The organism is Bordetella ansorpii (assembly GCF_900078705.1).
GTDB lineage: Bacteria > Pseudomonadota > Gammaproteobacteria > Burkholderiales > Burkholderiaceae_B > Bordetella > Bordetella ansorpii_A.
This window is the reverse complement of the sequence record NZ_FKIF01000008.1, coordinates 79,739-102,902: the sequence shown is the minus strand read 5'-3', so window position 1 is coordinate 102,902 and position 23,164 is coordinate 79,739. Positions and strand designations below refer to the sequence as shown.

Here is a 23,164-nt window from a genome sequence, read left to right as displayed (position 1 = left end):
CACAGCACCGACGACATTCCGAATGCGCCCCGCCACAATGATCGGGGCTTGTGGGCCTACGCCCCGGCTTGCTGCCACAGGTTGCATGAAAGCGTGCCGTCCTCGACGCTGGCGGTTCGTCGCTTGTACGTCACGAAGGACGGTTCACCGACACGCCGCCCGGCCTTGCAATGGAGCTTCCACGCCACGCCTCAGGCAAGAAGCCACCTGCTACGTCAGGGACGCTTTCACCTTGTCGCTGGGCGTTGTCCTTGCCCGTATCAGGGCGCAAGCCGATGAAGCCGTCACGCGGGGAGCCGAGTCGGCCATGTTTCCTTTCGGAGCGGGTCGGCCCAAGGCGTCCTGTCTGTTTGTGAATCCTGGCGGTGGCCGGGCTTCTATGGCTGCAACCTTCCAGCGAAAACAATTTCCCCTGCGCTGCGCGCATTCCTCGCGGGACAAATTCTTTTCGCTTCCAGGCGCTCCACTGCGTTGCGCCCGCAAGCGGTGCAGCCAGCCCGTCCCCCGCCGGTCGGATCACAACAGGACGCGATGGGCGCGAACCCTGTTCAACCGAAAGGAAATTCATCATGGCAAACATCGGCACCTTCACCGCAGAGAAAGACGGCTTCACCGGCACGCTTCGCACCCTGACCCTCAACGTCAAGGTCAAGCTGGTTCCCAACGACAAGGGCGACAACGAGAACGCTCCCGACTACCGCCTGCAAGCGGCTGGCCACGACATCGGCGCTGCGTGGAGGAAGACCAGCGAGGCCGGGCGCCCCTACGTGTCCGTGACCCTGGACGATCCTTCGTTCCCGGCGACCGTCTATGCCCGCCTGATCGAAGGTGAGAACGGCACGCACGACCTGATCTGGTCGCGCAACAAGCCCAAGGCGGCCTGACGGCCGCCCACCGCGCCCCGCCCATTGCGGCGGGGCGCGATGCTGCTGATCGCAGCGCCGCACGCACATGGTTTCGGCGGTTGTCTCCTGCCCCGCATGTCCAGCGACGGCATCGCATCGGTGATGGTCGAATGGCTCGAAGCCCGTGGCAGCAAGCGCAAGATGGCGTGTCGGCGCTGGAAGCGCCGCCGGGCTTTCGGGCTGCGCCCCGTGCCGGCAAGCCGTCACGGCCATGCGGCTTCAATCCCTCACGCCTTCGCGCCTGATGGCGCTGCGCGCTCCGCTTGCGGCTATGTCTCGGACGCCGCGATCTGGCTTTCCGTCTCGGCCATCAGCACCGCCGTACTGCAATCGAGTGCGCGGGCGATCTTGAAGATGGCCGCCAGCGTGGGCATGTGTTCGCCACGCTCGACCTTGCCCATGTGCGAACGCTCGATGCCGGCCAGGTGCGCCAGCGATTCTTGCGCAATCCCTCGCTCCATCCGTAGCGCGCGCACCGCCGCGCCGAAGGCTTGCGCCAGATCGGCATCGAAGGTGGTAACGCCGGCCGGTCGGCCTGGCTGAACGGATCGCTTCTGCATAGACAGAAGCGTCGAATCGAAGGACAATTAAAACCACGTTATCTTTAACTCATTGACGAAAAAACGCTGTTCCGTGCCTCTACGGAAATCCGTATCTACGGATTCCAGCAGAACCGGGGAATCGCATCCGTGTCTTTCCGGCTTTCTACAATTCCGCTTTTGCGCTTGCGTTCTTCTCAGGATGCGATGGCTTGCGCATCCGTGCTTGCGCACGAAAGCACGGAGACGGTTCGGCGGTTCCGTGCTTCGACGCAGAAGCGCATCCGTGCATCCTCGGTTTCGTGGAGGTTCCGGCCATGACCCTGCCACTTGTCACCGCTGACGAACGCGCCCGGCTGCTCGCCCACGGCGCGGCGCTCGCCGCTGGCCAGCACCTCGACCCGCTGCCCGTGGTGCGGCTGTTCACCCCCGACGCGCATGTGACCTGGCTGCTGGTGTCGCTCGACCCTGCGGATGACGACACGGCCTACGGGCTGATCGACCTCGGTATCGGGATGCCCTCGCTGGGCACGGTCAAGCTCTCCGACCTGGCCGGCATCGTCGGCCCGCGCAAGCTGCCGGTGCGGCGGGATCGGTATTTCCAGGCGCTGCGCCCGCTGTCGGAGTACGTCCGGCTGGCGCAGGAAAACGGCGCGATCACGGACTGATGAAGGCCAGCGCAGCCCGGCCAGCCGGGGCGCATTGTGACTATTTCGGTCTTACCCAAGACCTGTACGGTCTCAATCGGCATTGATGCACCGAAGCGGTGCCAGCCTGATGCAAACAGTCATGATCTTTGGCGCGGCCTGCGGCACGGTATCCGATGCCGCGCACCATTTCCGGGTTGCGCAGCCGTCGCATTCAGACGATTTCCGCAACACGCCGGAGCCAAACGGTCTTGACACCGACAGTTACAGCTTAACCTTTTTTGATGACGACCTGATGGCGTTTCGATAGCTCCCGCACGGCGGAATCCGTGGCGACGCACCCCAAGCACAGGGAGGTCTCGCCATGACTGATCGCAGCGCCGAACACTGGTATCCGACAGCGGCCTATCTCTACGTCCTGCACCTGGACGGCCCTGCGCTGGCCTGGGAGTACCTGCGAAGGAATCCCGACTACCGCCGCGACTGGCTGCGCCGTCGCCGCCGGCCGGACGCGGCGCAGGCGTGGGGCCTGCGCCTGCTGGAAGATCCCACCCTGGATGCGCGTGACGCGCATCCGGCCTGGTTCCCCGATCACGATGCCGTGGTGCAGCTCTACCCCGATGCAGATCCGCCGCCCGATGCCTACGCCTTCGAGTTCTGGCGCGTGCCTGGCCGCAAGCAACTGATCCACGACGGCAAGCGCCTGGTGCTGGTGTCGCACTGGCCCGGCTGCTGCCTGCGGCTCGCCCTCGGGCCGGGCCTGGAGGATGGCATGGCCTACCTCTACGCCACCCGCGCCTGCGCCACGCCCTGCGCGCGCTATCGCACGCTGGCGGCCGAACTGGATGCCTTGGCCGCCGCCACGGTTGCTGCACCGGCGGCAGCGGCTCGTTCCCGACCCACGCCGGCCGCGGTGCTGGAACTGCATACCTTGCAGGCCCTCGACGCGACCCTGGCAGGTGCATCCTTGCGCGAAGTGGCCGAAGGGTTGTTCGGCGCAGATGCCGTCGCGGCCGACTGGCACAAAGACAGTGCTTTGCGTGCCCGCGTGCGGAGGCTGGTGCGCCGTGGCGAGGCGCTGATGCGCGGCGGCTATCGCAGCCTGGCGCAGCTCCCGCCAGTTGTATCGCAGTAAGGGGGGACGTTTTGCAGTCCCTGCAATTCGTCCCTTAGCAAGAAGCCTCGCTTTCTTGAAAGTGCCTCTATCCGGCCGCGTGGTGTGGCCGGGCTTGATGGAGGTACTTCCCATGCGACCTGCTCCCTTGCGGCCTGCCGCCGCTGCGCCCGCGCAGCCCCAACGCTATCTCACCAACGACGAAGCCGCCGACTACCTGCGCCTGTCGCCGCGCACGCTGGAGAAACAGCGCGTGATCGGTGGCGGGCCGAAGTTCCGCAAGTTCGGCCGCCGCGTCATGTATGCCGTGAGCGACCTCGACGCCTGGGCCGATGCGCGCAGCTACGCGGCGACTTCCGACCCGGAATACGCCGAGCGGCATGCGGGCGACTATCGTGACGGCCGCTGATCTCTGGCTCGCCGGTGGCCATCGCCATGTCCAGCCCATCGCTGCCCCTGCGGCAGCGACCAGCGCAGCAGCGCGAACAGCTCGACCTGTTCCGCGCGCTGCCGGGCGACATGGCGCCGCGCGACAGCCAGGACTTGATGGCCTTTCCGTTCTTCTCGCTCGCCAAGTCGCGGCGCACCGCGCCGATCGACTTCCGGGCGGGCGGCATCACCATCCGCGTGGAAGGGACGCAGGAACACGGCATCGCGACGATCTGGGATGCCGACATCCTGATCTGGGCCGCCAGCCAGATCGTGGAAGCCCGCGATGCGGGCATCCCGACCTCGCGGCTGATGCAGGTGCGCCCCTACGAAATCCTGCGCTTCATCGGGCGTGGCACAAGCTTGCGCGACTACCAGCGCCTGAAAGCCGCCCTCGACCGGCTGCAATCGACCACAGTGGCCACGTCCATCCGCGAAACCACGGGAAGGCGGCTGCACCGTTTTTCGTGGATCAACGAGTGGAAGGAACTGGCCGATGCCAGCGGCACGCCGCTGGGCATCGAGTTGATCCTGCCGGACTGGTTCTACGCGGGCGTGGTGGACGCCGCCCTGGTGCTGACCATCGACCCGACGTATTTCCGGCTCACGGGTGGCATCGAGCGGTGGCTGTACCGCCTGGTGCGCAAGCATGGCGGCCGGCAGGAGCACGGCTGGCAATTCGATTTCCAGCATCTGTACCGCAAGTCGGGCAGCGTGGCGCGTTTCTACGACTTCGCCGCCGACCTGCGCGCCCTGGTGGCGCGGCAATCGTTGCCCGGCTACGTCCTGGGCATCGAGCGGATGCCCGGCGAGAAAACCGAGCTGCTGACCTTCCGGCCCGTGCCGCCCACGGCACGGGGATAACTGCGGGAAAACCTGTTAATTCACTCGTGCTATCAGGCAACAGGAGGCTCGTGCTATCAGGCAACAAATCCTCGTGCTATCAGGCAACAAAATCGGCCGCAAACCCTTGCCACCATTGGGTTTTGCCGCCCTCTAACATTCCTAACTTAAATTCTCTAACTTTTAGTAGAGAAGCGCCGTTTCGGTGGACAACCACCAAACGGCACGAAATGCAGAAGCGAAAGACCGGCTTTCCAACACGGAGGGCCGCACCATGATTCTCGCTCTGCTCAACCAGAAAGGCGGTGTCGGTAAGACCACGCTCGCCACCCACATCGCGGGCGAATTGGCGCTGCGCGGCCAGCATGTTGTCCTGTTCGATGCCGATCCGCAGGGCTCATCACTGGATTGGACGCAGCGCAGAAGCCAGCAAGGCTTGCCACGGCTGTTCAGCACCGTGGGCCTGGCCCGCGAAACGCTGCATCAGGAAGCGCCAGAACTTGCCAGGCGGGCCGATCACGTCGTCATTGATGGGCCACCCAGGATTGCCGCCTTGGCGCGCTCTGCGCTCCTGGCGGCCGAGCGTGTTCTGATCCCGGTGCAGCCCAGCCCCTATGACGTGTGGGCCAGCGCCGAGATGGTGGCGCTGATCCGCGAGGCGCAGGTGTTCCGGCCTGCGCTGCGCGCAGCCTTCGTCATCAACCGGCGCATCAGCACGACGATCATTGGCAGGGAGGCGCGGCAATCGCTGGCCGAGCAGCCGCTGCCGGCGCTACGCGCCGAGGTTCGCCAGCGCATCGTCTTCGCCGACAGCGTGGCCGCTGGCCGGCTGGCCCGCGAGACGGCACCGGACAGCGCTGCGGCGCGCGAAATCACGGCGCTGGTCGATGAACTGTTGCGGTGGCCGACATGACAGCGAAGCCACCACCACAGAACAGCAAACGCACGGCCAAGCGCGTCGGTATCGGCGCACGTCCGCCCGCGAATCCGCATGCCGAGGCATGGATTCGCCAGGGCGACGCCGATGCGCTCAACAAGGGCGACCTCTACACAGCCCGCCTGACGCTCGACGTGACGCCCGCCATGCGGGCGCGCATCAAGGTGTCGGCCTTCACGCGGGGCGTGACGGTGGCCGAACTGCTGCGCGCTTTGCTAGAGCGGGAATTTCCCGAGAACCGCACGGAGAACACGCTATGAACGCATCCGCTGCACCCGCCGCGAACACGGCCACGGCTGCCGCATCGCCTGCGGCTGCGCCGTCGCTCGCGGTATTCGCCGGCCAGGCCGGCAACGTGCCGCTGACGCGCGTATCGCTGGCCTACATCGAACCGCGATTCAAGCTCTACCTGCGCTTCGGCGAACCGGCGCGCACGCTTCGGCTCGACCGCTGGCGGCGCTGTGCGAAGTTCCTGCCAGGCGCGATGTTCTGCCGCATCCGCTGGCAGGCCAATGACTACGGCACGATCCGCTGGCAGTTGATGGTGATGCAAGCCGCCACGCCGCTGGATGCCTTGCAGCGCATCCCCGGCGTGCGGCCCGGTGCGCGCCTGCTGCTGCACGCCGAGGGTGACGCCAGCGTGCGCGCCGTGCTGGAACGCATCGACGCCATCGAGGCGCTGGGCATCGCCCCGTCTGCCGTCTCGCCTGCGTACTGGCGCACGCTGGGCAACCGGCTAGCGGCGCGCCTGCCGCTGCCCGAATACAGCATCGAACGGCACGCCGCTTGGCTGGCCGGAAGGACATTCCCATGACCAGCATTTCTACGACCGGCCCCGCGCCACGTCCTCGCTCGCGCCTGCGCGCTCGCATCGTGCTGGCGGGCCTGACCGCCTGCGGCCTCGCTGCGCTGGCCTGGGCGGCTCTCGTGTCGCCGCTGCCTCGCCTGACGTACAACCCATCCGACAGCGTGGCGGTCGGCTGGTATCGCATCGAGCCGTTCGACCCGCGCACCGCCTCGCTGTCACGTCCGTTGTCCGTGGACAGCATCGTGCTGGTGCCGCTGCCAGCCGAGGCCGCCGCACTGGCTGCGCAGCGCGGCTACCTGCCGACGCGCGTTCCGCTGCTCAAACGTGTGGGCGCAGTCGCACCGCAACACGTTTGCATCGTCGCTGGTCAGATACGCATCGACGGCGTGCCTTCGGCCGCCGTGCTGCCTGCCGACCGGCTGGGCCGGCCGCTGCCATCCTTGCAGCTTTGCCGGCGCCTCGAACCGGGCGAGCTATTCCTGTTGAGCGTGACCAATCCGGCGTCTTTCGACAGCCGGTATTTCGGCCCGGTCAGCGCATCCGCCGTGATCGGCGTCGCGCATCCGGTCTGGCTGAAGGCACGCCCATGATGGCCGCCAATTCGCTGCACGTTGCCGTGCATCTCGTGGTGTCATCGAGCGTGTCGTTCTGCTGGCCGTCGCCATGTCGCCGTGCGTGCAGTGCGGGTGCATTCGCACCGCACTTCGCACTGCCTCCGGCGCAGCCGCCCCACGTGCAGGCGTCTTGCCTCGAATGCGCCCGGCCTGCGGCCATTGGCGGGTTCACCGGCGCGCTGGCTGCAAGCAGCACAGCGCCGCCGGGCCGCCGACGCCCGGAGCGAGAGCGAGGAGCGAAGGCGGAAGGCAAGACAAAAGGGTTCGGCACCTTGCCGACCGCAAAGCCAGTCTGCACATGGGGGGAAAGCGGCACGGAGCGGCTTCGCCGCCGTGCCGCTTTCGGCGCGAGGGTCGCGCCAATGCAGGCATGTCCGCGTGCTTCGCACGACAGGACACGCCAGAGCTTGCAAGGAGCGCAGCCATGACCGACCGCCGCGACGACGATTTCCGGGTGCGCCCCAGCGCCCCGAAGAACCGGGGCAAGGGCCAGGGGCAGAGCTTCGTTTCCAGGGTGCTCAAGCAGGCCGGCAAAGCCAGCAGCGGCAAGTCAGCGGTGCGCAGTCCTGGGGCGGCCGGCACCGGCCAGCGGCCCGGCTCGCGCCTGGGGCGCGGCCATACGGCGGCGCGTTTCGCCGGGGCGAAGCTGACGCCCATGTCGCGGCGCGTGACCATCAAGACCCTGCTGGTCAATCAGCGCAATGCCAGCCCGCAATCGCTCGCCAAGCATCTGCGCTACATCGAGCGCGACGGCGCGGGCCGGGATGGCGAACCGGGACGGGCCTATGGGGCGCAGACGGACGAAGCCGACCTGGACGCTTTCAAGGAACGCTGCGCCGACGACCGGCACCATTTCCGCTTCATCGTCTCGCCCGAAGACGGCGCGGAACTGGACGACTTGCGCACCTATACCCGGCATCTGGTGAACCGCATGGAAGCCGACCTGGGAACCCGGCTCGATTGGGTCGCGGTCGATCACTGGAACACCGACAACCCGCACACGCACCTGATCGTGCGCGGGCGCGACGACACCGGCAAAGACCTCATCATTGCGGGCGACTACATCGCCCACGGGTTCCGCCATCGTGCCGCCGAACTGGCGACCGAATGGCTGGGGCCGCGCACCGAACTGGAGATCCAGCAGACCTTGCAGCGCGAGGTGGAGCAACAGCGGTGGACGAGCCTCGACCGCACGTTGCAGCGCGAGGCCGGCGAGGACGGCCGGGTGCAGACCGAACGCTTCAACGAACCTCGACTGCAACGCCAGCGCCTGCTGCTGATTGGCCGCCTGCAACGCTTGCAGCGCCTGGGCCTGGCCGACGAGACGCAGCCCGGCACCTGGGCCGTCCATGCGGACGCGGAGAAGACCTTGCGCGCCCTGGGCGAGCGTGGCGACATCATCCGCACGATGCAGCGCGCCATGAGCGGCCAGCCGCGCGAACTGGCGGTGTTCGAGCCGGGCGACGACGGCCGTACCATCGTCGGCCGTGTTGCCGCCAAAGGGCTTGCCGACGAGCTGCACGACCGCGGCTATCTGGTCATCGACGGCGTGGACGGCAAGGCCCACTACGTCGCGTTGAACGCCCGCGACGAACTGGCGAACTATCCCACCGGCGCGGTGGTGGAGGTACGCGGTTCCGCCGAGGTGCGCGCCGCCGACAAGAACATCGCCGCGCTGGCGAGCGATGGCCTGTACCGCACCGATCATCACCTGGCGATCGAACAGGGCCGAGCCAAGCCCGGCCGCGACCCGCAGGAGGTTGTCGCCGTCCACGTCCGCCGGCTGGAAGCCCTGCGCCGGGCCGGCATCGTGGAGCGCGCGGCCGATGGCCTATGGAAGGTGCCGGACGACCTGGCCGAGCGTGGCCGACAGTACGACGCTCAGCGGCTGGGCGGCGTGGCGGTGGAACTGAAATCGCATCTGCCGATTGAGCGGCAGGCCCGCGTGATCGGCGCGACCTGGCTGGATCAGCAACTGATCGGCGGCGGCAAGGGGCTGGGCGAGCTGGGCTTTGGTGGCGAGGCCAAGCAGGCGATGCAGCAGCGCGCCGACTTCCTGGCCGAACAGGGGCTTGCCGAGCGGCGTGGGCAGCGTGTGATCCTCGCCCGCAATCTGCTGGGAACGCTGCGCAACCGGGAACTGGCGCAGGCCGCCAAGGACATTGCCGCCGACACCGGCCTGGAGCATCGACCCGTAGGGGACGGTCAGCGCGTGGCGGGCATCTACCGGCGCAGCGTCATGCTCGCCAGCGGGCGTTACGCCATGCTCGATGACGGCATGGGCTTCTCACTTGTGCCGTGGCGTCCGGTGATCGAACAGCGGCTGGGGCAGCAGATCGCCGCGACAGTGCGCGGCGGTGGTGTGTCGTGGGAGATTGGGAGGCAGCGCGGGCCTACCATCGGATAGTCATCGCGCCCGAGCTTCAAGCCAAGTCCTGCGCGACCCGTTCGGCCAGGAAATCGAGCAGCACCCTGACCCTGGCCGGTACATGGCGGCCGGGGCCGACGAACACCGCATGGATATCTTCCACGGCGCCGCAGTCGTGATTCTCCAGCAAGGGCACCAGCCTGCCAGCGGCAAGATCGGCTCCGACGTGGTAACGCGCCAGCCGGGCCACGCCAACGCCGGCCAGTGCCAGTTGGCGCATGCTTTCGCCATCGCCCAGGCGCAGGTCGCCCGACGGTGCGATGGCGATGTGCATGCCATCCCCGTCGATGAAGGGCCAGGCATCCACATGCCGGGCGTAGTTGAAGCCCAGGCGCCGGTGCCGGTGCAGGTCTTCGGGCCGTTCGGGAGTGCCGGCGCGGCGCAGGTAGTCCGGCGAGGCGACCACCACCAGGCCGCTGGCGCCGAGCCGGCGCTGGGTCAGGCGCGAATCCGGCAGCGGCCCGGTGCGGATGGCCACGTCGCTTCGATCGTCCAGCAAATCGACCACGATGTCGCTCAGCGTCACATCCAGTTGAACGTCCGGGAAGCGTTGCAGAAATTCCGCCAGACGCGGCAGCAGGTAGTGGACGCCGAAGGCCACATGGCTGTTGATCCGCACGCGCCCACGCGGTGATCCCACCTGTGCGGCCTCGTGCTCGGCGCAGTCGATGTCGTCGAGGATGCGCAGGCAGCGTTCATGGAAGGCACTGCCTTCGGGCGTGAGTTGCAGCTTGCGCGTGGTGCGATGCAGCAGCTTCGTTCCCAGGCGTGTTTCCAGCCGATTGATGAGCTTGCTGACGGCCGAGGCCGTCATGCCCAGCGGTTCGGCGGCTGCGGTGAAGCCTTCGGCGGTGACCACCGCGATGAACACTTCCATCTCGAAGGCGCGGTTGATGTTCTGCCGAGACATTCAAGGAATCCATTTCAATGGTGAATTGAACTAAAGCATCTATTTCATCATAGCTGTTACTCCTACGCTTCGGAAGGCTCGATCCAATTCATCTATTCCGGAGTGCTTGATGGCCGTTTCCACCCAGCGCGGCACCTTGCCCGCCTTGCTGTCCATGATGGTCGGTGGCTTCGCCATCGGCACCACCGAATACGCGAGCGTCGGCGTGCTGCCGCAGATCGCCGGCGATTTCGGCGTCAACCTGGCGCGCGCCGGGCTGGTCGTCAGCGGCTATGCGCTGGGCGTCAGCTTCGGGTCGCCGATCCTCGCGGCGCTGACGGGAAACCTGTCGCGCAAGACGCTGATGCTGGCGGTCATGGCCTTGTTCGTCCTGGCCAATGCGGCTGCGGCGTTGAGCGCGAGCTATGAGTTCCTCATCGTCGCGCGCATCCTGTCGGCCTTGCCGCATGGCATCTTCTTCGGCGTCGGAGCAGCGATCGCCGCGAGTTTCGTGGCGGAAGACCGGCGCGCGTCGGCGGTGGCGATCGTGTTCGGCGGTCTGACGATCGCGGTCGCCGCTGGTGTGCCAATTGCGACCGTCATCGGCCAGCGCCTGGGTTGGCCGATGGCCTACTGGTTCGTGGCGGCCATCGGTCTGGTGTCGCTGCTGGCGATGGCGGCCACCTTGCCGCGCAAGATCGACATCGCGCCGGCCGGCAGCCTCATCGAGCAGGTCAAGGTGCTGGGCAGTGGACGCCTGCTGATCGCGTTCGGCATGAACTTCTGCGCCTGGGGCGGCACCTTCGTCGCCTTCGCCTATCTGCCCAGCATCTTGGCCGACATCACCGGCTTCGGCCCGAACGGCGTGGCGTGGATGCTGGCCCTCTACGGGGTCTCGGTGATCGTCGGTAATTTCCTCGGCGGGCGGGTATCCGACAAGAAGGTCGTGCCGGCACTGGTGCTGATGCTCGGCGCGCAGGCGGCGGTGCTGCTGATCTCACCTTCACCGCGTCGTCAATGCTCGGCTCGATCCTGACGCTGGGCGTGCTCGGCGCGCTGATGTTCTGCAACGTGCCGGGGCTGGCACTGTACGTCGTGCAGCTTGCCCAGCGCCATCGGCCTGGCAACGTGGACATCGCTTCCACCCTCAACGTGTCGGCGGCGAATGCCGGCATTGCGCTTGGCGCTGTCATCGGCGGGTTGGTGGCGGAGTCCCGGTTGGGGCTGGGTGCGACGCCGTGGGTCGGCGCGATCATGGTGGGCATCGGCCAGCTGCTGACGGTGTGGAGCGGCTGGCTGGACAGGCGGCAGGTAGCGGCCGTAGCGGTGGTGGCCGACGGCGCCCAAGGGCATTGAACATGTCAGGCCGCATCCCACGGCGCTTGTTGCCAGCGTTCCAGCAGGAAATCGCTGAACGCCGTCAGCCGGCGCGGCACGGGTTCGCGTCGCGCCCGCACGATGCTGATCTTGGAGGGCGTGGCTTCCCAGTCCGGCAACACACGCACCAGCCGCCCGTCGCGCAGCTCCTCGTGAATGTCCCAGGTCTCGCGCAGCGAGATGCCCAGTCCGGCCAGGCACCACGCATGCAGCACGTCGCCGCTGTCGCTGCACAGCGTGCCGCTGACCGCGACAGGCTTCTCCCGGCGGCCCTTGCGCAGCGGCCAGGTGTTTTGCAGCAGGCCCGGATAGGCGAACACCAGGCAGTTGTGCCGCTCCAGTTCTTCCGGCTGCGCGGGTTGTCCATGCGCTTTCAGGTAGGCGGGAGATGCCGCCAGGATGCGCCGGTTGTCGGCCACGCGCCGCGCCACCAAACGCGAATCGGCCAGCTCGCCCATGCGGATCGCCATGTCCAGGTCGCCGCTATACAGATCCTGCACCTGATCGGACAGGCGCAGGTCGAAGCCGACCCTGGGATGCACGCGGCAGAAATCGTGGATCGCCGGTGCCACGAACTTGCGGCCGAACGGCGTGGGCGCGGTCAGGCGAATGGTGCCGCTCAGTTCCTGGCTGGCGCCGCTCGCCAGTTCCTGCACTTCTTCCAGCACGCCGAGCGCGACCCGTGCGCGCTCGGCGATGGCTCGGCCTTCGCCGGTGATGCGCAGGTTGCGGGTGTTGCGCTCGAACAGCGTGGTGCCCAGCGCCTGTTCCAGCCGGGCGATCTGCTTGCTGACCGTCTTGGGCGCGAGGTGCAGGTCGCGTGCGGCGGCGGAAAAGCTCTGGCGCTCCACCACGTGCACGAACACCGCCAGGTCATCGAGGTTGCGCAGAGCCATTTGGGTCATTTCGTGGAAAGTGTTTGTCTATTTTGGTCATTTAAAGGATATACCGAATCCGCGAGACTGACACTCTTTGTCCCCCATGCTGCCGTCGCCATGCTCCCTTTGGAGGTGCGCCCCGCAGCGCAGCCCGACAGGAGTTCTCGATGAGCCAGCGCATTCTTTTCGTCCTCACCAGCCACGACCGCAAGGGGCCGTTTGACGCCGCCGACGCGGCGCCCAGCGGCTTCTATCTCTCCGAGGTCACGCATCCGCACCGGGTACTCGCCGATGCCGGCTACGCCGTGGATTTCGTCAGCCCCAAGGGCGGCAAGACGCATGTTGACGGCCTCGACCTGGACGATCCGGTCAATGCCGCGTTCTGGAACGATGCAACCCTGCGCGGCGCCACCGAAACCACACTGGCACCGTCCCAGGTTGATGCCGACGCCTATGCCGCGATCTTCTATGCCGGCGGCCACGCGACGATGTGGGACTTCCCCGACAGCACCGAGCTGGCCGCGATTGCCGTCCGCATCTATGAGCGTGGCGGCATCGTTGCAGCGGTGTGCCACGGCCCGGCCGGGCTGGTGAACCTCAAGCTGTCCGATGGCCGCCATCTGGTCGATGGCAAGGACGTGTCAGCCTTCACCAACGACGAGGAACGCGCGGTCGGCCTGTACGACACCGTGCCGTTCCTGCTGGCCGATGCCTTGCAGGAACGAGGTGCCCGCCACGTGCCCGCGCCTAACTTCCAGGCGCAGGTGGTGGTGAGCGAACGGCTGGTAACGGGCCAGAACCCGGCCTCGGCCAAGGGCGTGGCCGAAGCGATGCTGCCGCTGCTGGCATCGGCAGGACGGGACTGAACCATGAACGAGCGCATGCCCTTCGTCATCTACGTGTTCGCGCTCTGCGCGTTCGCCCTGGGCTTCACCGAGTTCGTCACCATCGGGCTGGTGTCCACCATTTCCACCGACCTGCATGCCAGCGTCAGCCAAGTCGGCACGGCGGTCACGGCCTACGCGCTGGGCGCGGTGATCGGCGCGCCGGGCCTGACCGCACTGGCCACGCGCTGGCCGCGCAAGCGCCTGCTGCTGGTGGCGATGGCGCTGTTCACACTGGGCAACGCGGTGGTCAGCCTGTCCGATGCACTGACGCCGATGCTGGTGGCCCGCTTCGCCTCGGGGCTGGGGCATGGCGTGTTCCTGGCCGTGGCGTCCAGCGTCGCCACCCAACTGGCGGGCCGGCATCGGGCCGGCGCGGCGGTGGCCGTGGTGTTCGGCGGCCTGACGCTGGCGCTGGCGCTGGGCGTGCCGCTCGGCACCTACCTGGGCAGCGTGTTGAGCTGGCAGGTCATCTTCATGGCCGTGGCCGCCAGTGGCGCGATCGGCTTCCTGGGGCTGCTGGCCTTGATGCCGACCGATCGCGCCGATCCCTCGGCGCAGGCCGATGCGATGGATGGGCTCAAAGCCATGTTCAATCCACGCCTGCTGGCCGGCGCCGGCATCACCGTGTTGGCCTATGCCGGATCGTTCTCGCTCTACACCTATATCTCGCCGCTGCTGTTGCAGGTGACGAAGACCAGCGCAAGCACGGCCAGCCTGCTGATGCTGGGCTATGGCGTGATGGCGGCCATCGGCAACGTGTGGGGCGGACGGCTGACCGACCGCAAGGGCGCCGACACGGCCGTGATGACGGTGCTGGTCGGTCTGGCCGTGGTGTTGCTGGCGATATGGGCCTGCGCGCCGTCCCTGCCGCTGATGGTGCTGCTGACCGGCCTGCTGGGGGCGCTGACCTATGCGGCGGTGCCGGCTTTGCAGGCACGGGTGATCGGCTTGTCGCACCTGCATGCGCCGCAGGCGCCGGCAGTGGCGGCCGGGCTGAACATCGCCGGCTTCAATGGCGGCATCGCGCTGGGTTCCCTGCTGGGCGGCGCCAGTCTGGAAGCTATGGGGCTGACCAGCACGGCGTGGGTCGGTGCCGTTGCCGTGGGCCTGGGGATCGTCTGGATGGTGTGGCAGATGCGGCGTCCGGCTTTCGTCGGCGCAGGGCTTCAAGGGTAGGTGCAGCATGGCGCTTCGGCATCTACGCTCTTTTCTGGTCGTGGTTGAAGAACCGCACTTCGCCCGCATCCCCGAAGCGTTGCACATCGAGCAGTCGTCACGGTTCCGACTACGGGCTATGCGCGGCAGTCTCCTGGCGCGCATAAACCACCAGCCGCAGGTGCCGGTCTTCATCGACGGTCAGCGAGGTGTGCTCGAACGGCTCGGGCTTGCCGTCGATCAGCAGCTTGCGAACGCCATTGCAGGCCGCATGAACGTCGTGCTGCCGCCACCATGTCTTGAACTCGGGCGAAACCCGTTCCAGTTCGTCCACCAGTTCGTGAATGTCCGCTTCCTGCGTGGCGCGGGCAAAGTCGCGTCGGAAGCTGGACAGCATCAGCGGAGCTTGTTCTTCCCAGGCGTCCACGCGCTCGTGCAGGGCGGGATCGGTGAACAGCAGCCAGAGCAGATTGCGCCGCTCGGGCGCGTGCGCGCCGAAGCCGAAAATCTGATCGGCAGGCGCATTGAAGCCCAGCACGTCCCAGCGCAGGTTGAGCACGAAGGCCGGGTGCGGCAGGTCGTGCATCAAGCGCCGCACCAGCGGCGGCAGCACGCACCATGTTTTTCCCGGCTCGGCCGGTGGCCTCTCGTGCGCCAGCAGGAACAGGTGCCGCCGCTCGGCGGCATCCAGTTTCAGCACTCGCGCCAGGTTGTCCAGAAAGGTGGCCGAAACACCAATATCGCGCCCCTGTTCCAGCCATGTGTACCAGGTCAAGCCGACACCAGCGAGCGCGGCGACTTCCTCGCGCCGCAGTCCTGGCGTGCGGCGGCGGCCACCGCTGGGCAACCCTACGTCGGCCGGCGACAGGCGTTCGCGGTGCGCGCGCAGGAAAGCCGCCAGATCGGAGCGCGTTCGTTCCAGGGTTCGCATCGCTACCTCATTGTTTTTAGTAATAGCATAAACAGTTAAATTGTAATTGCTTAAAAAGGATTTGAGAATGATCGCGTCTTTACCCTGGATACGCAAGATGAACTCAAATCCCTGCCTTTCGACGCCGCCCATGCGCGCCGTCAGTGGCCCGCCGTGGCTCGGTTTGTCCGTGCTGCTGCTGGCCGGTTTCGTCACGATCTTCGACCTGTTCGTGGTCAATGTCGCCATCCCCAGCATGCAGGCCGGGCTGGGCGCGAGCTTCGCGCAGATCGGTTTCATCGTGGCCGGCTACGAGCTGGCCTTTGGTGTGCTGCTGATTACCGGCGGGCGGCTGGGCGACCTGTTCGGCCGTCGCCGGCTGTTCGTCGTCGGCATGGCGGGCTTCACCGTGGCCTCGGCCTTGTGCGGGCTGGCGCCCAATGCCGGGTTCCTGATCAGTGCCAGGGTGTTGCAGGGGTTGACGGCCGCCTTGCTGTTCCCGCAGGTCTATGCGTCCATCCGCGTCAACTTCGACGGCGACGACAGCCGCCGTGCCTTCGGCCTGCTGGGCATGACGCTGGGCCTGGCCGCGATCGCCGGGCAGGTGCTGGGCGGCTGGCTGGTTCATGCCGACCTGTTTGGGCTGGGCTGGCGCAGCATCTTCCTCATCAACGTGCCCATCGGGCTGTTCGCCATCGCCGCCGCACGGTGCATTCCCGAGTCGCGCGCGCCGCAGCGCCCGGCCCTGGACTGGACGGGCGTGGCACTGGTCAGCGCCGGGCTGGCGTTGCTGCTGGTGCCGCTGATCGAGGGGCCGGGCCAAGGCTGGCCGGCCTGGAGCCTGGGGTCGCTGGGCGTGGCGACGGCGCTGCTCATGCTGTTCTACCGGCAGCAGGAGCAGCGGCGGATTGCCGGTGGTTTGCCGCTGGTGGACATGCGCCTGCTGGCGCAGCGCCGTTTCGCGCTGGGCGCGGTGCTGGTGCTGCTGGTCTATTCCACATCCAGTTCGTTCTTCTTGTGCTTCGCGCTGCTGGTGCAGACGGGGCTGGGCCTCGATCCCTTCGTGGCGGGCAGCATCTTCGCACCGTGCAGTGTGGGCTTCGTCGCGGCATCGCTAGCGGCGCCTCGGCTGGTTGCCCGCTGGGGAGCCGCCGCCATCGTCAGCGGGGCGCTGGTCTATGCCGCTTCGATCGGCCTGCTGATCGCCCAGGTGCAAGCCGCGGGCGCGGAACTGGTGCCCATGCGGCTGATCCCCGTTCTGGTCGTGGTCGGTGCCGGCCAAGGCTTCATCATGACGCCGCTGCTGAACCTGGTGCTGGGCTTTGTCGATGAAGCGCAGGCTGGCATGGCTTCGGGCGTGATCTCGACCGTGCAGCAGGTCGGCGCCGCGCTGGGCGTGGCCGTGGTCGGCATCCTGTTCGGTGCGGCGCTGGCCGCAGGCGATGGCGCAGCGGCGCAAGCAGGCCAATACGCTTCCGCCTTCGTCGTGGGAATGCTCTACAACCTCGGTGCCGCTCTGCTGATCTGCATCCTGTTGCTGATGCTGGCAAGAACACAACGGTCGGCAGGCTGACAGGGGAAGGTGCGCGATGGAACTCCGGCATCTTCGTTGCTTCCTGGCCGTTGCCGAAGAACTCCACTTCGCACGCGCGGCGGAGAAGCTACACATGGAGCAGTCGCCGCTGTCGCGCACCATCAAGGAACTGGAAGAAGACCTGGGCGAACAGTTGTTCGTCCGCACCAGCCGCAGCACGCGCCTGACGCGAGCGGGTAAGCTGTTTCTGGAGCATGTGCCGCGCGTGTTCTCTGCCTTGCAGCAGGCACGCGACAGCGTGAAGGCGGCAGCCAATGGTTTCCACGGACAGTTGCGCATTGCACTGTCCGATGGCATCACGCCGTCACGCCTGCCGGCCTTGCTCGCGCTTTGCCGACAGGAGGAACCCGAGGTCGATATTCGGTTGTTCCAAGTACCGCTGGCACAGCAGATCAAAGGGCTGCAAGACGATCTGTACGACGTGGGCTTTGCACAGTCGGACGAAGTGGGCGACGGTATCGCCGCCGAAGCGGTCTGGAACGATCCGCTGATGGTGGCAGTGCCGGCGCGCCATCATTTGCTCAAGCACAAGCGGATTCCACTGGATGAAGTGCTGCAATTTCCACTGGTGTTGTGCGACCCGATGGCCTGCGAGGGCCATGCGCGCCAGGTCGATCGGTTGCTGCGCCATGCCGACCGGGAACCCCTGATCGCCGAGCGCGTCGCCTCGTTCGAGCTGATGATGGTGGTCGTATCAGCCGGCTTCGCCCTGGGCCTGGCCGGTGCGCCACATATCGCGGCAAGCCAGGAATCTGGTGTGGTGGCCCGGCCCCTGGCTGGGCGCTCGCCCCTGCTGACGACCTACCTGCTGCGCCCGGAAGGCGAGCCTTCGGAAACGCTCGCCCGCTTCATCGAACGGGTGCAGGCCATCGACCTGCCTGAAGGCGCGAGGCCCGCGCCGCCACCTGAACCTGATCCCCAGGAGGACAACCCGCCATGAAACGCATTGCCCCATTGCTGTTGATCGCCGCGCTCACGGCCTGCGGCCAATCCGAGACGCCCAAGCCGGCCAACGTGCCGACCGTGGACGAATTGGCCGCCGATCCAGCGCGGCTGAAGGAACTGCGCCAGCAATGCAAGACCGACCGCGCGACGCTGGGAGACGTGCTCTGCAACCGTGTGGCCGAGGCCACGCGCAAGCGGTTCTATGGCGATGGCAAGACACCCTACACGCCATCGGAAACACCGCCGAAATTCTGAATGCTCTGCGCTGTGCAATGCTTCATCGCGCCAGGAATGACGCCATGAGCACCGGGGCCAGAACGGTCAGTACGAATCCGCTGACGAGCGCCAGGGGAACGATCTCCGTGGCGCAGGCTTGCTTGACGATAGGCAGCGTGGAATCCAGCGCCGTGGCGCCGGCGCTGCCGACTGCGGCAAACGGATGGCGCGTTCCCATCAGGTAGAGGATGGCGATGGCCAGCAGCTCGCGCAGAAGATCGGTCATCAGCGCCACCGTTCCATAGTCCTGGCCAAGTACGTTGCCGATCATGACGCTGGAGAGGGTGAACCAGCCGAAGCCGGAAGACAGGGCCAATGACACGCTCAAGGCTTCGCCCGTGAGCCAGGCTGCGCCACAGGCACCCAGCAACGACCCCGCCACGACCAGCAGCGGGATTGCCAGGGCGTATGGCGACCGCCAACTGGCATCCAGCCGCAATTGCGCGAGGTCGATACCGACCAGCGCGATCAGCAGCAACAGGAACGACCAGCTCAATGGCAGCGGAATGGATTCCGCGCCGGCCTTGTGCATCAGCACGAACGACAGTCCGCCCAGCGCCACCATGAGCAACGCGATGGCGCATTCCTTCAGGGGCTGCCAGAGCTGGGCGATTCTCTCGCCCTTTGCGACAGGCATGGCCTTGCGCCTGTTTCGTCGCAGCAAGGCGCCGATCAGCAGGCATGGGATGAGCGTCGTGAGCAAGGCAAACACGCCGGCCTTGTAAAGCGCGGCCCCCAACGTCTGCGCCGAGGAAACCACCTCGCCAAACTCCATCCCGATCAGGAACAGCAGCAGCCAGACCAGCGGGCCGATAAGCCGGATCGACCCGGCCCGCCAGGACTGGGGAATGACGCGACCGGCGATCCAGCCGACCATCAGCGCGCCCAGAATAGGGGCAAGAGAGGCAAGGATCGTCATCGGCGCGCGTCTTCCCGCGCCGCTTCCATCGTGTCGAATGTGCCGCGCCACCGGCGTAGCTGTTCGGCGGTGGCCGTCACGCCGCCACACACCACCACCAGCACGTTCTCGAAATCCGCCAGTGCGCTGGCTTGGCCGTAGGCCACGGCCAGGCTGGCGCCGCACGCAGGCTCCACCAGTAGCCGGTGGTCGTCGAGAAACCGCTCGCATGCCTGCACGGCAGCCTGGTCACTGACAACCACGGGGCGCACGGGATGCTGGCGGGCCAGCGCGAACGCCTGTTCGCACACCTGGCGCGCGCCCAGCGACGTGGCGATGCTGGTGATGGCATCCAACGCGATGCGATCCCCCGTCGCCAGCGAGCGTGCCAGCGCATCGGCCCCGTCCGTTTCGGCCGCGATGACGGGCACATCCTGCCAGCCGTTGCGCCGCAAGCCTTCGACCACGCCGCAGAACAGGCCGCCACCGCCCACCGACAGCACGACGGCATCGGGCTTGATAGCGGCGGCGGCCACTTCGTCGATCAAGGTGGCATGCCCTTGCCAGAGCAGCGGATCGTCGAAGGGATGCAGGAAGGCATCGTCTTCGCCCAGCATGGATTGCGCCATCGCATTGGCTTCGTGCCAGGCCGCGCCATGCACGACCAGTTGCGCGCCTTGCGCCTGAATCAGCGCACGGGCGCGCTCAGTGGTGGTTTCCGGCACGACCACGACGACAGGAATGGACAGGCGACGCCCCGCATAGGCCACGGCAATGCCTGCATTGCCACCCGATGAGGACACGAAGCGGCGCTTGCCAGCGCGCGCGTGCGCCTCGCAGGCCAGCCCGATACCGCGAATCTTGAACGAGCCAGGCGGCTGCAAGTTATCGAGCTTGAGCCAGACGCGCCGCCGGGCAGCCAGGCTCAGCGGATCGGATTCGATCAAGGGGGTTTCGAGGTGCAAAGGCATGGGGAACCGGGACGGAAAAACGGGAAATGGAAGCGTGGTTTTCAGTGTACGAAATAATCATGAATGCGATAATCCATTTCTTATTCAAAGAATATTTGCGCTATGAGCACAAATAAAGAGCTGGCGTTGATGGAAGACATGGCGGTGTTCGCCAAGGTGGTGGAAACGGGCAGTTTCTCGGAGGCGGCGCGCCAGCTTGGCAGCACGCCCTCTGCCACCAGCCGCGCCGTGGCCCGGCTGGAGAAGGCGCTGGGTACGCGCCTGCTCCAGCGCACCACGCGCAAGCTGCGCCTGAGCGAAAGCGGCCGAGAGGCGCACGCGCATTGCCTGGAGATGGTGCAGGCGGCGCAGGCGGTACTGGCCGGCGCAGGCCGCCACGACGACGAGCCGCACGGCCTGGTGCGCTTGAGCGTGCCCAAGGCGGTGGGCCGCTTTGTGGTGCATCCGCACATGCCTGCGTTCCTGGCCCGCTACCCCAAGGTGGATGTGCAGATCCGCCTGGACGACCGGCACCTTGACCTGATCGACGAACAGATCGACTTGGCGATCCGCATCACCGACCAGCCACCGCGGGGCCTGATGGGGCGGCCCTTGCTGCCGATCGACCATATGTTGTGCGCCACGCCGCGCTATCTGGCCGAGCATGGCACGCCCGCGCACCCGCACGACCTGAAAGGCCATAGCTGCATCTACTTGGGCGAGGAACCGGGCGATTCGCGCTGGAAGTTCGTGCGCGAGGGAAAGCCGGTCAGTGTGCAGGTGCAGGGGCGCTACGCGGCCAACCACACCGGGGTGCGGCTCGATGCCGTGCTGCACCACATCGGCATCGGCAGCCTGCCGTACTTCACGGCTCGGTACGCCTTGCAGCAGGGCTTGATCGTCCAGGTGCTGCCGGAATGGACGTTCAAGACGCATTACAGCGGCCAGGCTTGGCTGCTGTATCCACCGACCCGTCATTTGCAGCCCAAGCTGAAGGTGCTGATTGCCTTTCTGGCCGAGCGGCTGGGATGCGAGCCAACACTCGCCAAACCGGCAGTCCCCTACGAAAACCCGGAGTCCGGCATGTCATGGCCCAATGCCAAAAGCTCCGATCAGCCGAACACGAAAACCAGCGCGTAGAACACCAGCAAGCTCGCCAGCACCGCAACGATCATTTGCCTGACGAAGAAGGCGATGACGACCGCGCACAAGCTGCCCCACAGGTAGGGGTTGTCGGGAAACGAGCGGAGCACGCCGTTCTCCATCAGGATGATGGGGCCGCAAATGGCCGTCAGCAGGCATGGGGCCGAGTATTTCAGGGCGTCATGCAGCAGCTTCGGAATTCGCACGGGCAGCCGCGGTTCAAGGAACACGTAGCGATTGGCGAACACGATGGCGGCCAGTGCCAGTAGCAGCGTCCAGCTCATGGCCGCACCTGCGTCATCCGGGCCATCGCGACGGAGAACGCCATGCCACACAGCCCCGCGATCACGATGCCGCCCTCGACATGGCCGTAGGCAAGCAGCATGGACAGCAGCAGCGACACGGCGATGCCCGACAATGTGCTCTTGTCCTTGACCATCGGCACGACGATGGTGGCGAAGGTGGCGATGATGGAAAAATCGAGGTGGTAGCGATCCAGATCGGGAATGGACGCTGCCATGACGATGCCCGCGAGGCTGAACGCCACCCAGCCGACGTAGAAGGTCAGGCCCGCGCCCAGCAGGTAGCTGACGGATAGCCCACGCTTGCTGTCTTTGGTGCTGCTCAGGGCGAACAGTTCATCAGTCAGCAGGAAGCCGATCGGCAGCCGGTAACGCGCTTGCAGGCGGGAGACGAAGCCGCGCAGCGATAGGGCATAGATGAAGTGCTGGGACGTAATCAGGAACACCGAGATCACGATCGTCTGGACATTGGCACCCGACACCAGCAAACCCAGCGTCACCAGTTGCGCGGCGCCGGCGAAGACGATGGCGGACATGCCGACGCTCTGCCACACGCTCAGGCCGGACTGGATGGCCATCGAGCCGGCCAACAGGCCCCAGGGCACCACGGCCAGGCACAGCGGCAGCATCTCCACGGCGCCTTCGAGAAATTGTTGCCTTCGCTGCGATGCGCGCAGGGGCGGTGTATGCGGTGCGGCCGAATCGTCCATCGTCTGCCTGGTCAGGTCTGAAACAAAGTGACCGAGGACTTTAGTGGCGCGCGGCGATGGCGTCTTGAACGATCTTGCCGTATCGAGGCCGAGCCTACTGGCGTGAAATCCCGCGCACGAACTCGCCGGGCGTCACGCCCAGCGACTTCTTGAAATGGCGGCTGAAATGGCTTTGGTCGGTGAAGCCGCACGCCATCGAAACCGCCGCGATGGGACTGCCGTGCAGCAGCATGTCCTTGGCCTTGCGCAGTCGCGCCTGGACGATATAGACGTGCGGCGGAATGCCGGCCACCGCCTTGAACTGCCGCAAGAAGTGCCACGGGCTAAGTCCGGCCATGTCCGCCAGCTCGACCAGGGAGAAGTCATGCTCGGGGCTGCTGTCCATCCGCTGCCTGACATTGGCGATCTGCGTCGTCGCGCAGGGTAAGGCTCGTGGCGGGCGGCGCGTCTTGCCGTGGCGCAGCCGCAGCCAGGTCAGCGACGACAGCAGTAGTGTTTCCTTGAGCAGCGTGTCCCCCGGACGGGCAAGCAGGTCGAACGTCATGCGCAGTTGCTGCGCCAGGCCGGGGTCGTGCAGCACCGCATCAGGAAACCAGGGGATTGTCCCCGCCGCGCTCTGCATGTCCCTGGAGATCGCAAAGAACAGGTCGGGATGGGGATAGATCGCCCGATAGGCCCAGCCACCTTCCATTTCCGAGCTGCCGGTATGCACGTCGTCGGCATTGACCAGGATGATGTCGCCCTTCGGTGCCACGTGCTCCGCACCGGAGCGATAGAAGCGTTGGGCACCTTCCTCGATGACGCCGATGCAGAACGTCTCGTGGACATGCCGGGAGAACCGCTGCTGGTGGTAGCGCGCTTCCAGCATGTCCAGCCCGCCGAGCATGTCGAGGCGCTGGTATCGGGTGCGCTCCCCTGTCTTGGCCTTGTCTGTCATGGCCGTATCCGCCTTCATTGTTCTTTGTACGAAATTGCGCTCCACACGG

At 66.4% G+C, this 23,164-nt stretch carries 28 protein-coding genes; 19 read left to right on the top strand and 9 right to left on the bottom strand.

Annotation, left to right across the window (positions count from 1 at the left end; all coding sequences use genetic code 11):
* Positions 1-569: 569 nt before the first annotated feature.
* The gene (locus A6745_RS21095; protein WP_043154548.1) at positions 570-884 is read left to right on the top strand and encodes a DUF736 domain-containing protein; all 315 of its coding nucleotides are present in this window, start codon (positions 570-572) and stop codon (positions 882-884) included.
* Positions 885-1,174: 290 nt separating this feature from the next.
* Here A6745_RS21095 and A6745_RS21090 read toward each other — a convergent pair whose 3' ends face one another.
* Positions 1,175-1,465: a helix-turn-helix domain-containing protein gene (locus A6745_RS21090; protein WP_004335983.1), complete on the bottom strand. Its 291-nt coding sequence runs from the start codon at positions 1,463-1,465 to the stop codon at positions 1,175-1,177.
* A gap of 296 nt (positions 1,466-1,761) precedes the next feature.
* Between A6745_RS21090 and A6745_RS21085 the strand changes: the two genes are divergently transcribed.
* The 10 genes from A6745_RS21085 (at position 1,762) to A6745_RS21045 (ending at position 9,243) form a co-directional block, all read left to right on the top strand.
* Positions 1,762-2,112: a DUF2958 domain-containing protein gene (locus tag A6745_RS21085; RefSeq protein WP_033474905.1), complete on the top strand. Its 351-nt coding sequence runs from the start codon at positions 1,762-1,764 to the stop codon at positions 2,110-2,112.
* A gap of 109 nt (positions 2,113-2,221) precedes the next feature.
* Positions 2,222-2,401: a hypothetical protein gene (locus A6745_RS28785; protein ID WP_156513480.1), complete on the top strand. Its 180-nt coding sequence runs from the start codon at positions 2,222-2,224 to the stop codon at positions 2,399-2,401.
* A gap of 54 nt (positions 2,402-2,455) precedes the next feature.
* A complete protein-coding gene (locus A6745_RS21080) occupies positions 2,456-3,226 on the top strand; it encodes a DUF2285 domain-containing protein (RefSeq protein ID WP_066131630.1) in 771 nt (256 codons plus the stop codon).
* Between the two features lie 112 nt (positions 3,227-3,338).
* Positions 3,339-3,614 (top strand): helix-turn-helix domain-containing protein, encoded by a 276-nt coding sequence (locus A6745_RS21075; RefSeq protein ID WP_004335979.1) that lies wholly within the window; start codon positions 3,339-3,341, stop codon positions 3,612-3,614.
* A gap of 26 nt (positions 3,615-3,640) precedes the next feature.
* On the top strand, positions 3,641-4,498 hold the full coding sequence (locus A6745_RS21070; RefSeq protein WP_054441670.1) for a replication initiator protein A: 858 nt from the start codon (positions 3,641-3,643) through the stop codon (positions 4,496-4,498).
* 253 nt (positions 4,499-4,751) lie between these two features.
* Complete coding sequence (gene parA, locus A6745_RS21065) at positions 4,752-5,390, top strand: ParA family partition ATPase (protein ID WP_054441655.1); 639 nt, start codon at positions 4,752-4,754, stop codon at positions 5,388-5,390.
* Positions 5,387-5,674 (top strand): chromosome partitioning protein ParB, encoded by a 288-nt coding sequence (locus A6745_RS21060; RefSeq protein WP_066132300.1) that lies wholly within the window; start codon positions 5,387-5,389, stop codon positions 5,672-5,674. Before parA ends, A6745_RS21060 begins: the two co-directional genes overlap by 4 nt.
* Positions 5,671-6,228, top strand: coding sequence for a DUF2840 domain-containing protein (locus tag A6745_RS21055; RefSeq protein ID WP_066131628.1), 558 nt, complete (start codon positions 5,671-5,673; stop codon positions 6,226-6,228). Before A6745_RS21060 ends, A6745_RS21055 begins: the two co-directional genes overlap by 4 nt.
* Positions 6,225-6,812: a S26 family signal peptidase gene (locus A6745_RS21050; protein ID WP_066131626.1), complete on the top strand. Its 588-nt coding sequence runs from the start codon at positions 6,225-6,227 to the stop codon at positions 6,810-6,812. Before A6745_RS21055 ends, A6745_RS21050 begins: the two co-directional genes overlap by 4 nt.
* Before the next feature lie 448 nt (positions 6,813-7,260).
* The gene (locus A6745_RS21045; RefSeq protein ID WP_066131624.1) at positions 7,261-9,243 is read left to right on the top strand and encodes a relaxase/mobilization nuclease and DUF3363 domain-containing protein; all 1,983 of its coding nucleotides are present in this window, start codon (positions 7,261-7,263) and stop codon (positions 9,241-9,243) included.
* Positions 9,244-9,259: 16 nt separating this feature from the next.
* Here A6745_RS21045 and A6745_RS21040 read toward each other — a convergent pair whose 3' ends face one another.
* Positions 9,260-10,174, bottom strand: a complete 915-nt coding sequence (locus A6745_RS21040; protein ID WP_066131622.1) for a LysR family transcriptional regulator — start codon at positions 10,172-10,174, stop codon at positions 9,260-9,262.
* 136 nt (positions 10,175-10,310) lie between these two features.
* Here A6745_RS21040 and A6745_RS21035 point away from each other — a divergent pair, with 136 nt between their 5' ends.
* Positions 10,311-11,189, top strand: coding sequence for an MFS transporter (locus A6745_RS21035; RefSeq protein WP_197488207.1), 879 nt, complete (start codon positions 10,311-10,313; stop codon positions 11,187-11,189).
* On the top strand, positions 11,171-11,509 hold the full coding sequence (locus tag A6745_RS29100) for an MFS transporter (RefSeq protein ID WP_197488206.1): 339 nt from the start codon (positions 11,171-11,173) through the stop codon (positions 11,507-11,509). The genes A6745_RS21035 and A6745_RS29100 overlap by 19 nt, the downstream gene beginning before the upstream one ends.
* 5 nt (positions 11,510-11,514) lie before the next feature.
* Here the strand turns inward: A6745_RS29100 and A6745_RS21030 are convergent, their stop codons facing one another.
* Positions 11,515-12,426 (bottom strand): LysR family transcriptional regulator, encoded by a 912-nt coding sequence (locus A6745_RS21030; RefSeq protein WP_231886066.1) that lies wholly within the window; start codon positions 12,424-12,426, stop codon positions 11,515-11,517.
* 149 nt (positions 12,427-12,575) lie between these two features.
* Here A6745_RS21030 and A6745_RS21025 point away from each other — a divergent pair, with 149 nt between their 5' ends.
* Together A6745_RS21025 and A6745_RS21020 are read left to right on the top strand one after the other, a co-directional pair.
* On the top strand, positions 12,576-13,274 hold the full coding sequence (locus tag A6745_RS21025; protein ID WP_066131618.1) for a type 1 glutamine amidotransferase domain-containing protein: 699 nt from the start codon (positions 12,576-12,578) through the stop codon (positions 13,272-13,274).
* Positions 13,275-13,277: 3 nt separating this feature from the next.
* Positions 13,278-14,471 carry an MFS transporter gene (locus A6745_RS21020; RefSeq protein ID WP_066131616.1) on the top strand — a complete coding sequence of 398 codons (1,194 nt, stop codon included), beginning with the start codon at positions 13,278-13,280 and terminating at the stop codon, positions 14,469-14,471.
* A 109-nt stretch (positions 14,472-14,580) separates the two neighbouring features.
* Here the strand turns inward: A6745_RS21020 and A6745_RS21015 are convergent, their stop codons facing one another.
* Complete coding sequence (locus A6745_RS21015) at positions 14,581-15,381, bottom strand: helix-turn-helix transcriptional regulator (protein WP_054440858.1); 801 nt, start codon at positions 15,379-15,381, stop codon at positions 14,581-14,583.
* Positions 15,382-15,511: 130 nt separating this feature from the next.
* On the opposite strand from A6745_RS21015, the gene A6745_RS21010 reads away from it, so the two are divergent.
* From A6745_RS21010 to A6745_RS21000, 3 genes are read left to right on the top strand one after another with little or no spacing between them, the layout of a single operon-like run.
* Complete coding sequence (locus A6745_RS21010) at positions 15,512-16,933, top strand: MFS transporter (protein WP_231886065.1); 1,422 nt, start codon at positions 15,512-15,514, stop codon at positions 16,931-16,933.
* A 16-nt stretch (positions 16,934-16,949) separates the two neighbouring features.
* Entirely contained in the window at positions 16,950-17,894 is a 945-nt protein-coding gene (locus A6745_RS21005; protein WP_066131612.1) for a LysR family transcriptional regulator, read from the top strand.
* Positions 17,891-18,154: an EexN family lipoprotein gene (locus tag A6745_RS21000; RefSeq protein WP_066131610.1), complete on the top strand. Its 264-nt coding sequence runs from the start codon at positions 17,891-17,893 to the stop codon at positions 18,152-18,154. Before A6745_RS21005 ends, A6745_RS21000 begins: the two co-directional genes overlap by 4 nt.
* A gap of 22 nt (positions 18,155-18,176) precedes the next feature.
* Here A6745_RS21000 and A6745_RS20995 read toward each other — a convergent pair whose 3' ends face one another.
* Together A6745_RS20995 and A6745_RS20990 are read right to left on the bottom strand one after the other, a co-directional pair.
* Complete coding sequence (locus A6745_RS20995; protein WP_066131608.1) at positions 18,177-19,094, bottom strand: lysine exporter LysO family protein; 918 nt, start codon at positions 19,092-19,094, stop codon at positions 18,177-18,179.
* A complete protein-coding gene (locus A6745_RS20990; RefSeq protein WP_066131606.1) occupies positions 19,091-20,044 on the bottom strand; it encodes a pyridoxal-phosphate dependent enzyme in 954 nt (317 codons plus the stop codon). The genes A6745_RS20995 and A6745_RS20990 overlap by 4 nt, the downstream gene beginning before the upstream one ends.
* A gap of 102 nt (positions 20,045-20,146) precedes the next feature.
* Between A6745_RS20990 and A6745_RS20985 the strand changes: the two genes are divergently transcribed.
* Positions 20,147-21,163 (top strand): LysR family transcriptional regulator, encoded by a 1,017-nt coding sequence (locus A6745_RS20985; protein ID WP_066131604.1) that lies wholly within the window; start codon positions 20,147-20,149, stop codon positions 21,161-21,163.
* On the opposite strand, the gene A6745_RS20980 is transcribed toward A6745_RS20985, so the two are convergent.
* From A6745_RS20980 to A6745_RS20970, 3 genes are all read right to left on the bottom strand, one after another.
* Positions 21,136-21,450, bottom strand: a complete 315-nt coding sequence (locus A6745_RS20980) for an AzlD domain-containing protein (protein WP_066131601.1) — start codon at positions 21,448-21,450, stop codon at positions 21,136-21,138. The two genes, A6745_RS20985 and A6745_RS20980, sit on opposite strands and share 28 nt — an antisense overlap.
* A complete protein-coding gene (locus A6745_RS20975; protein ID WP_231886074.1) occupies positions 21,447-22,097 on the bottom strand; it encodes an AzlC family ABC transporter permease in 651 nt (216 codons plus the stop codon). Before A6745_RS20975 ends, A6745_RS20980 begins: the two co-directional genes overlap by 4 nt.
* Positions 22,098-22,272: 175 nt before the next feature.
* Complete coding sequence (locus A6745_RS20970) at positions 22,273-23,115, bottom strand: AraC family transcriptional regulator (protein ID WP_066132297.1); 843 nt, start codon at positions 23,113-23,115, stop codon at positions 22,273-22,275.
* Positions 23,116-23,164: the final 49 nt, after the last annotated feature.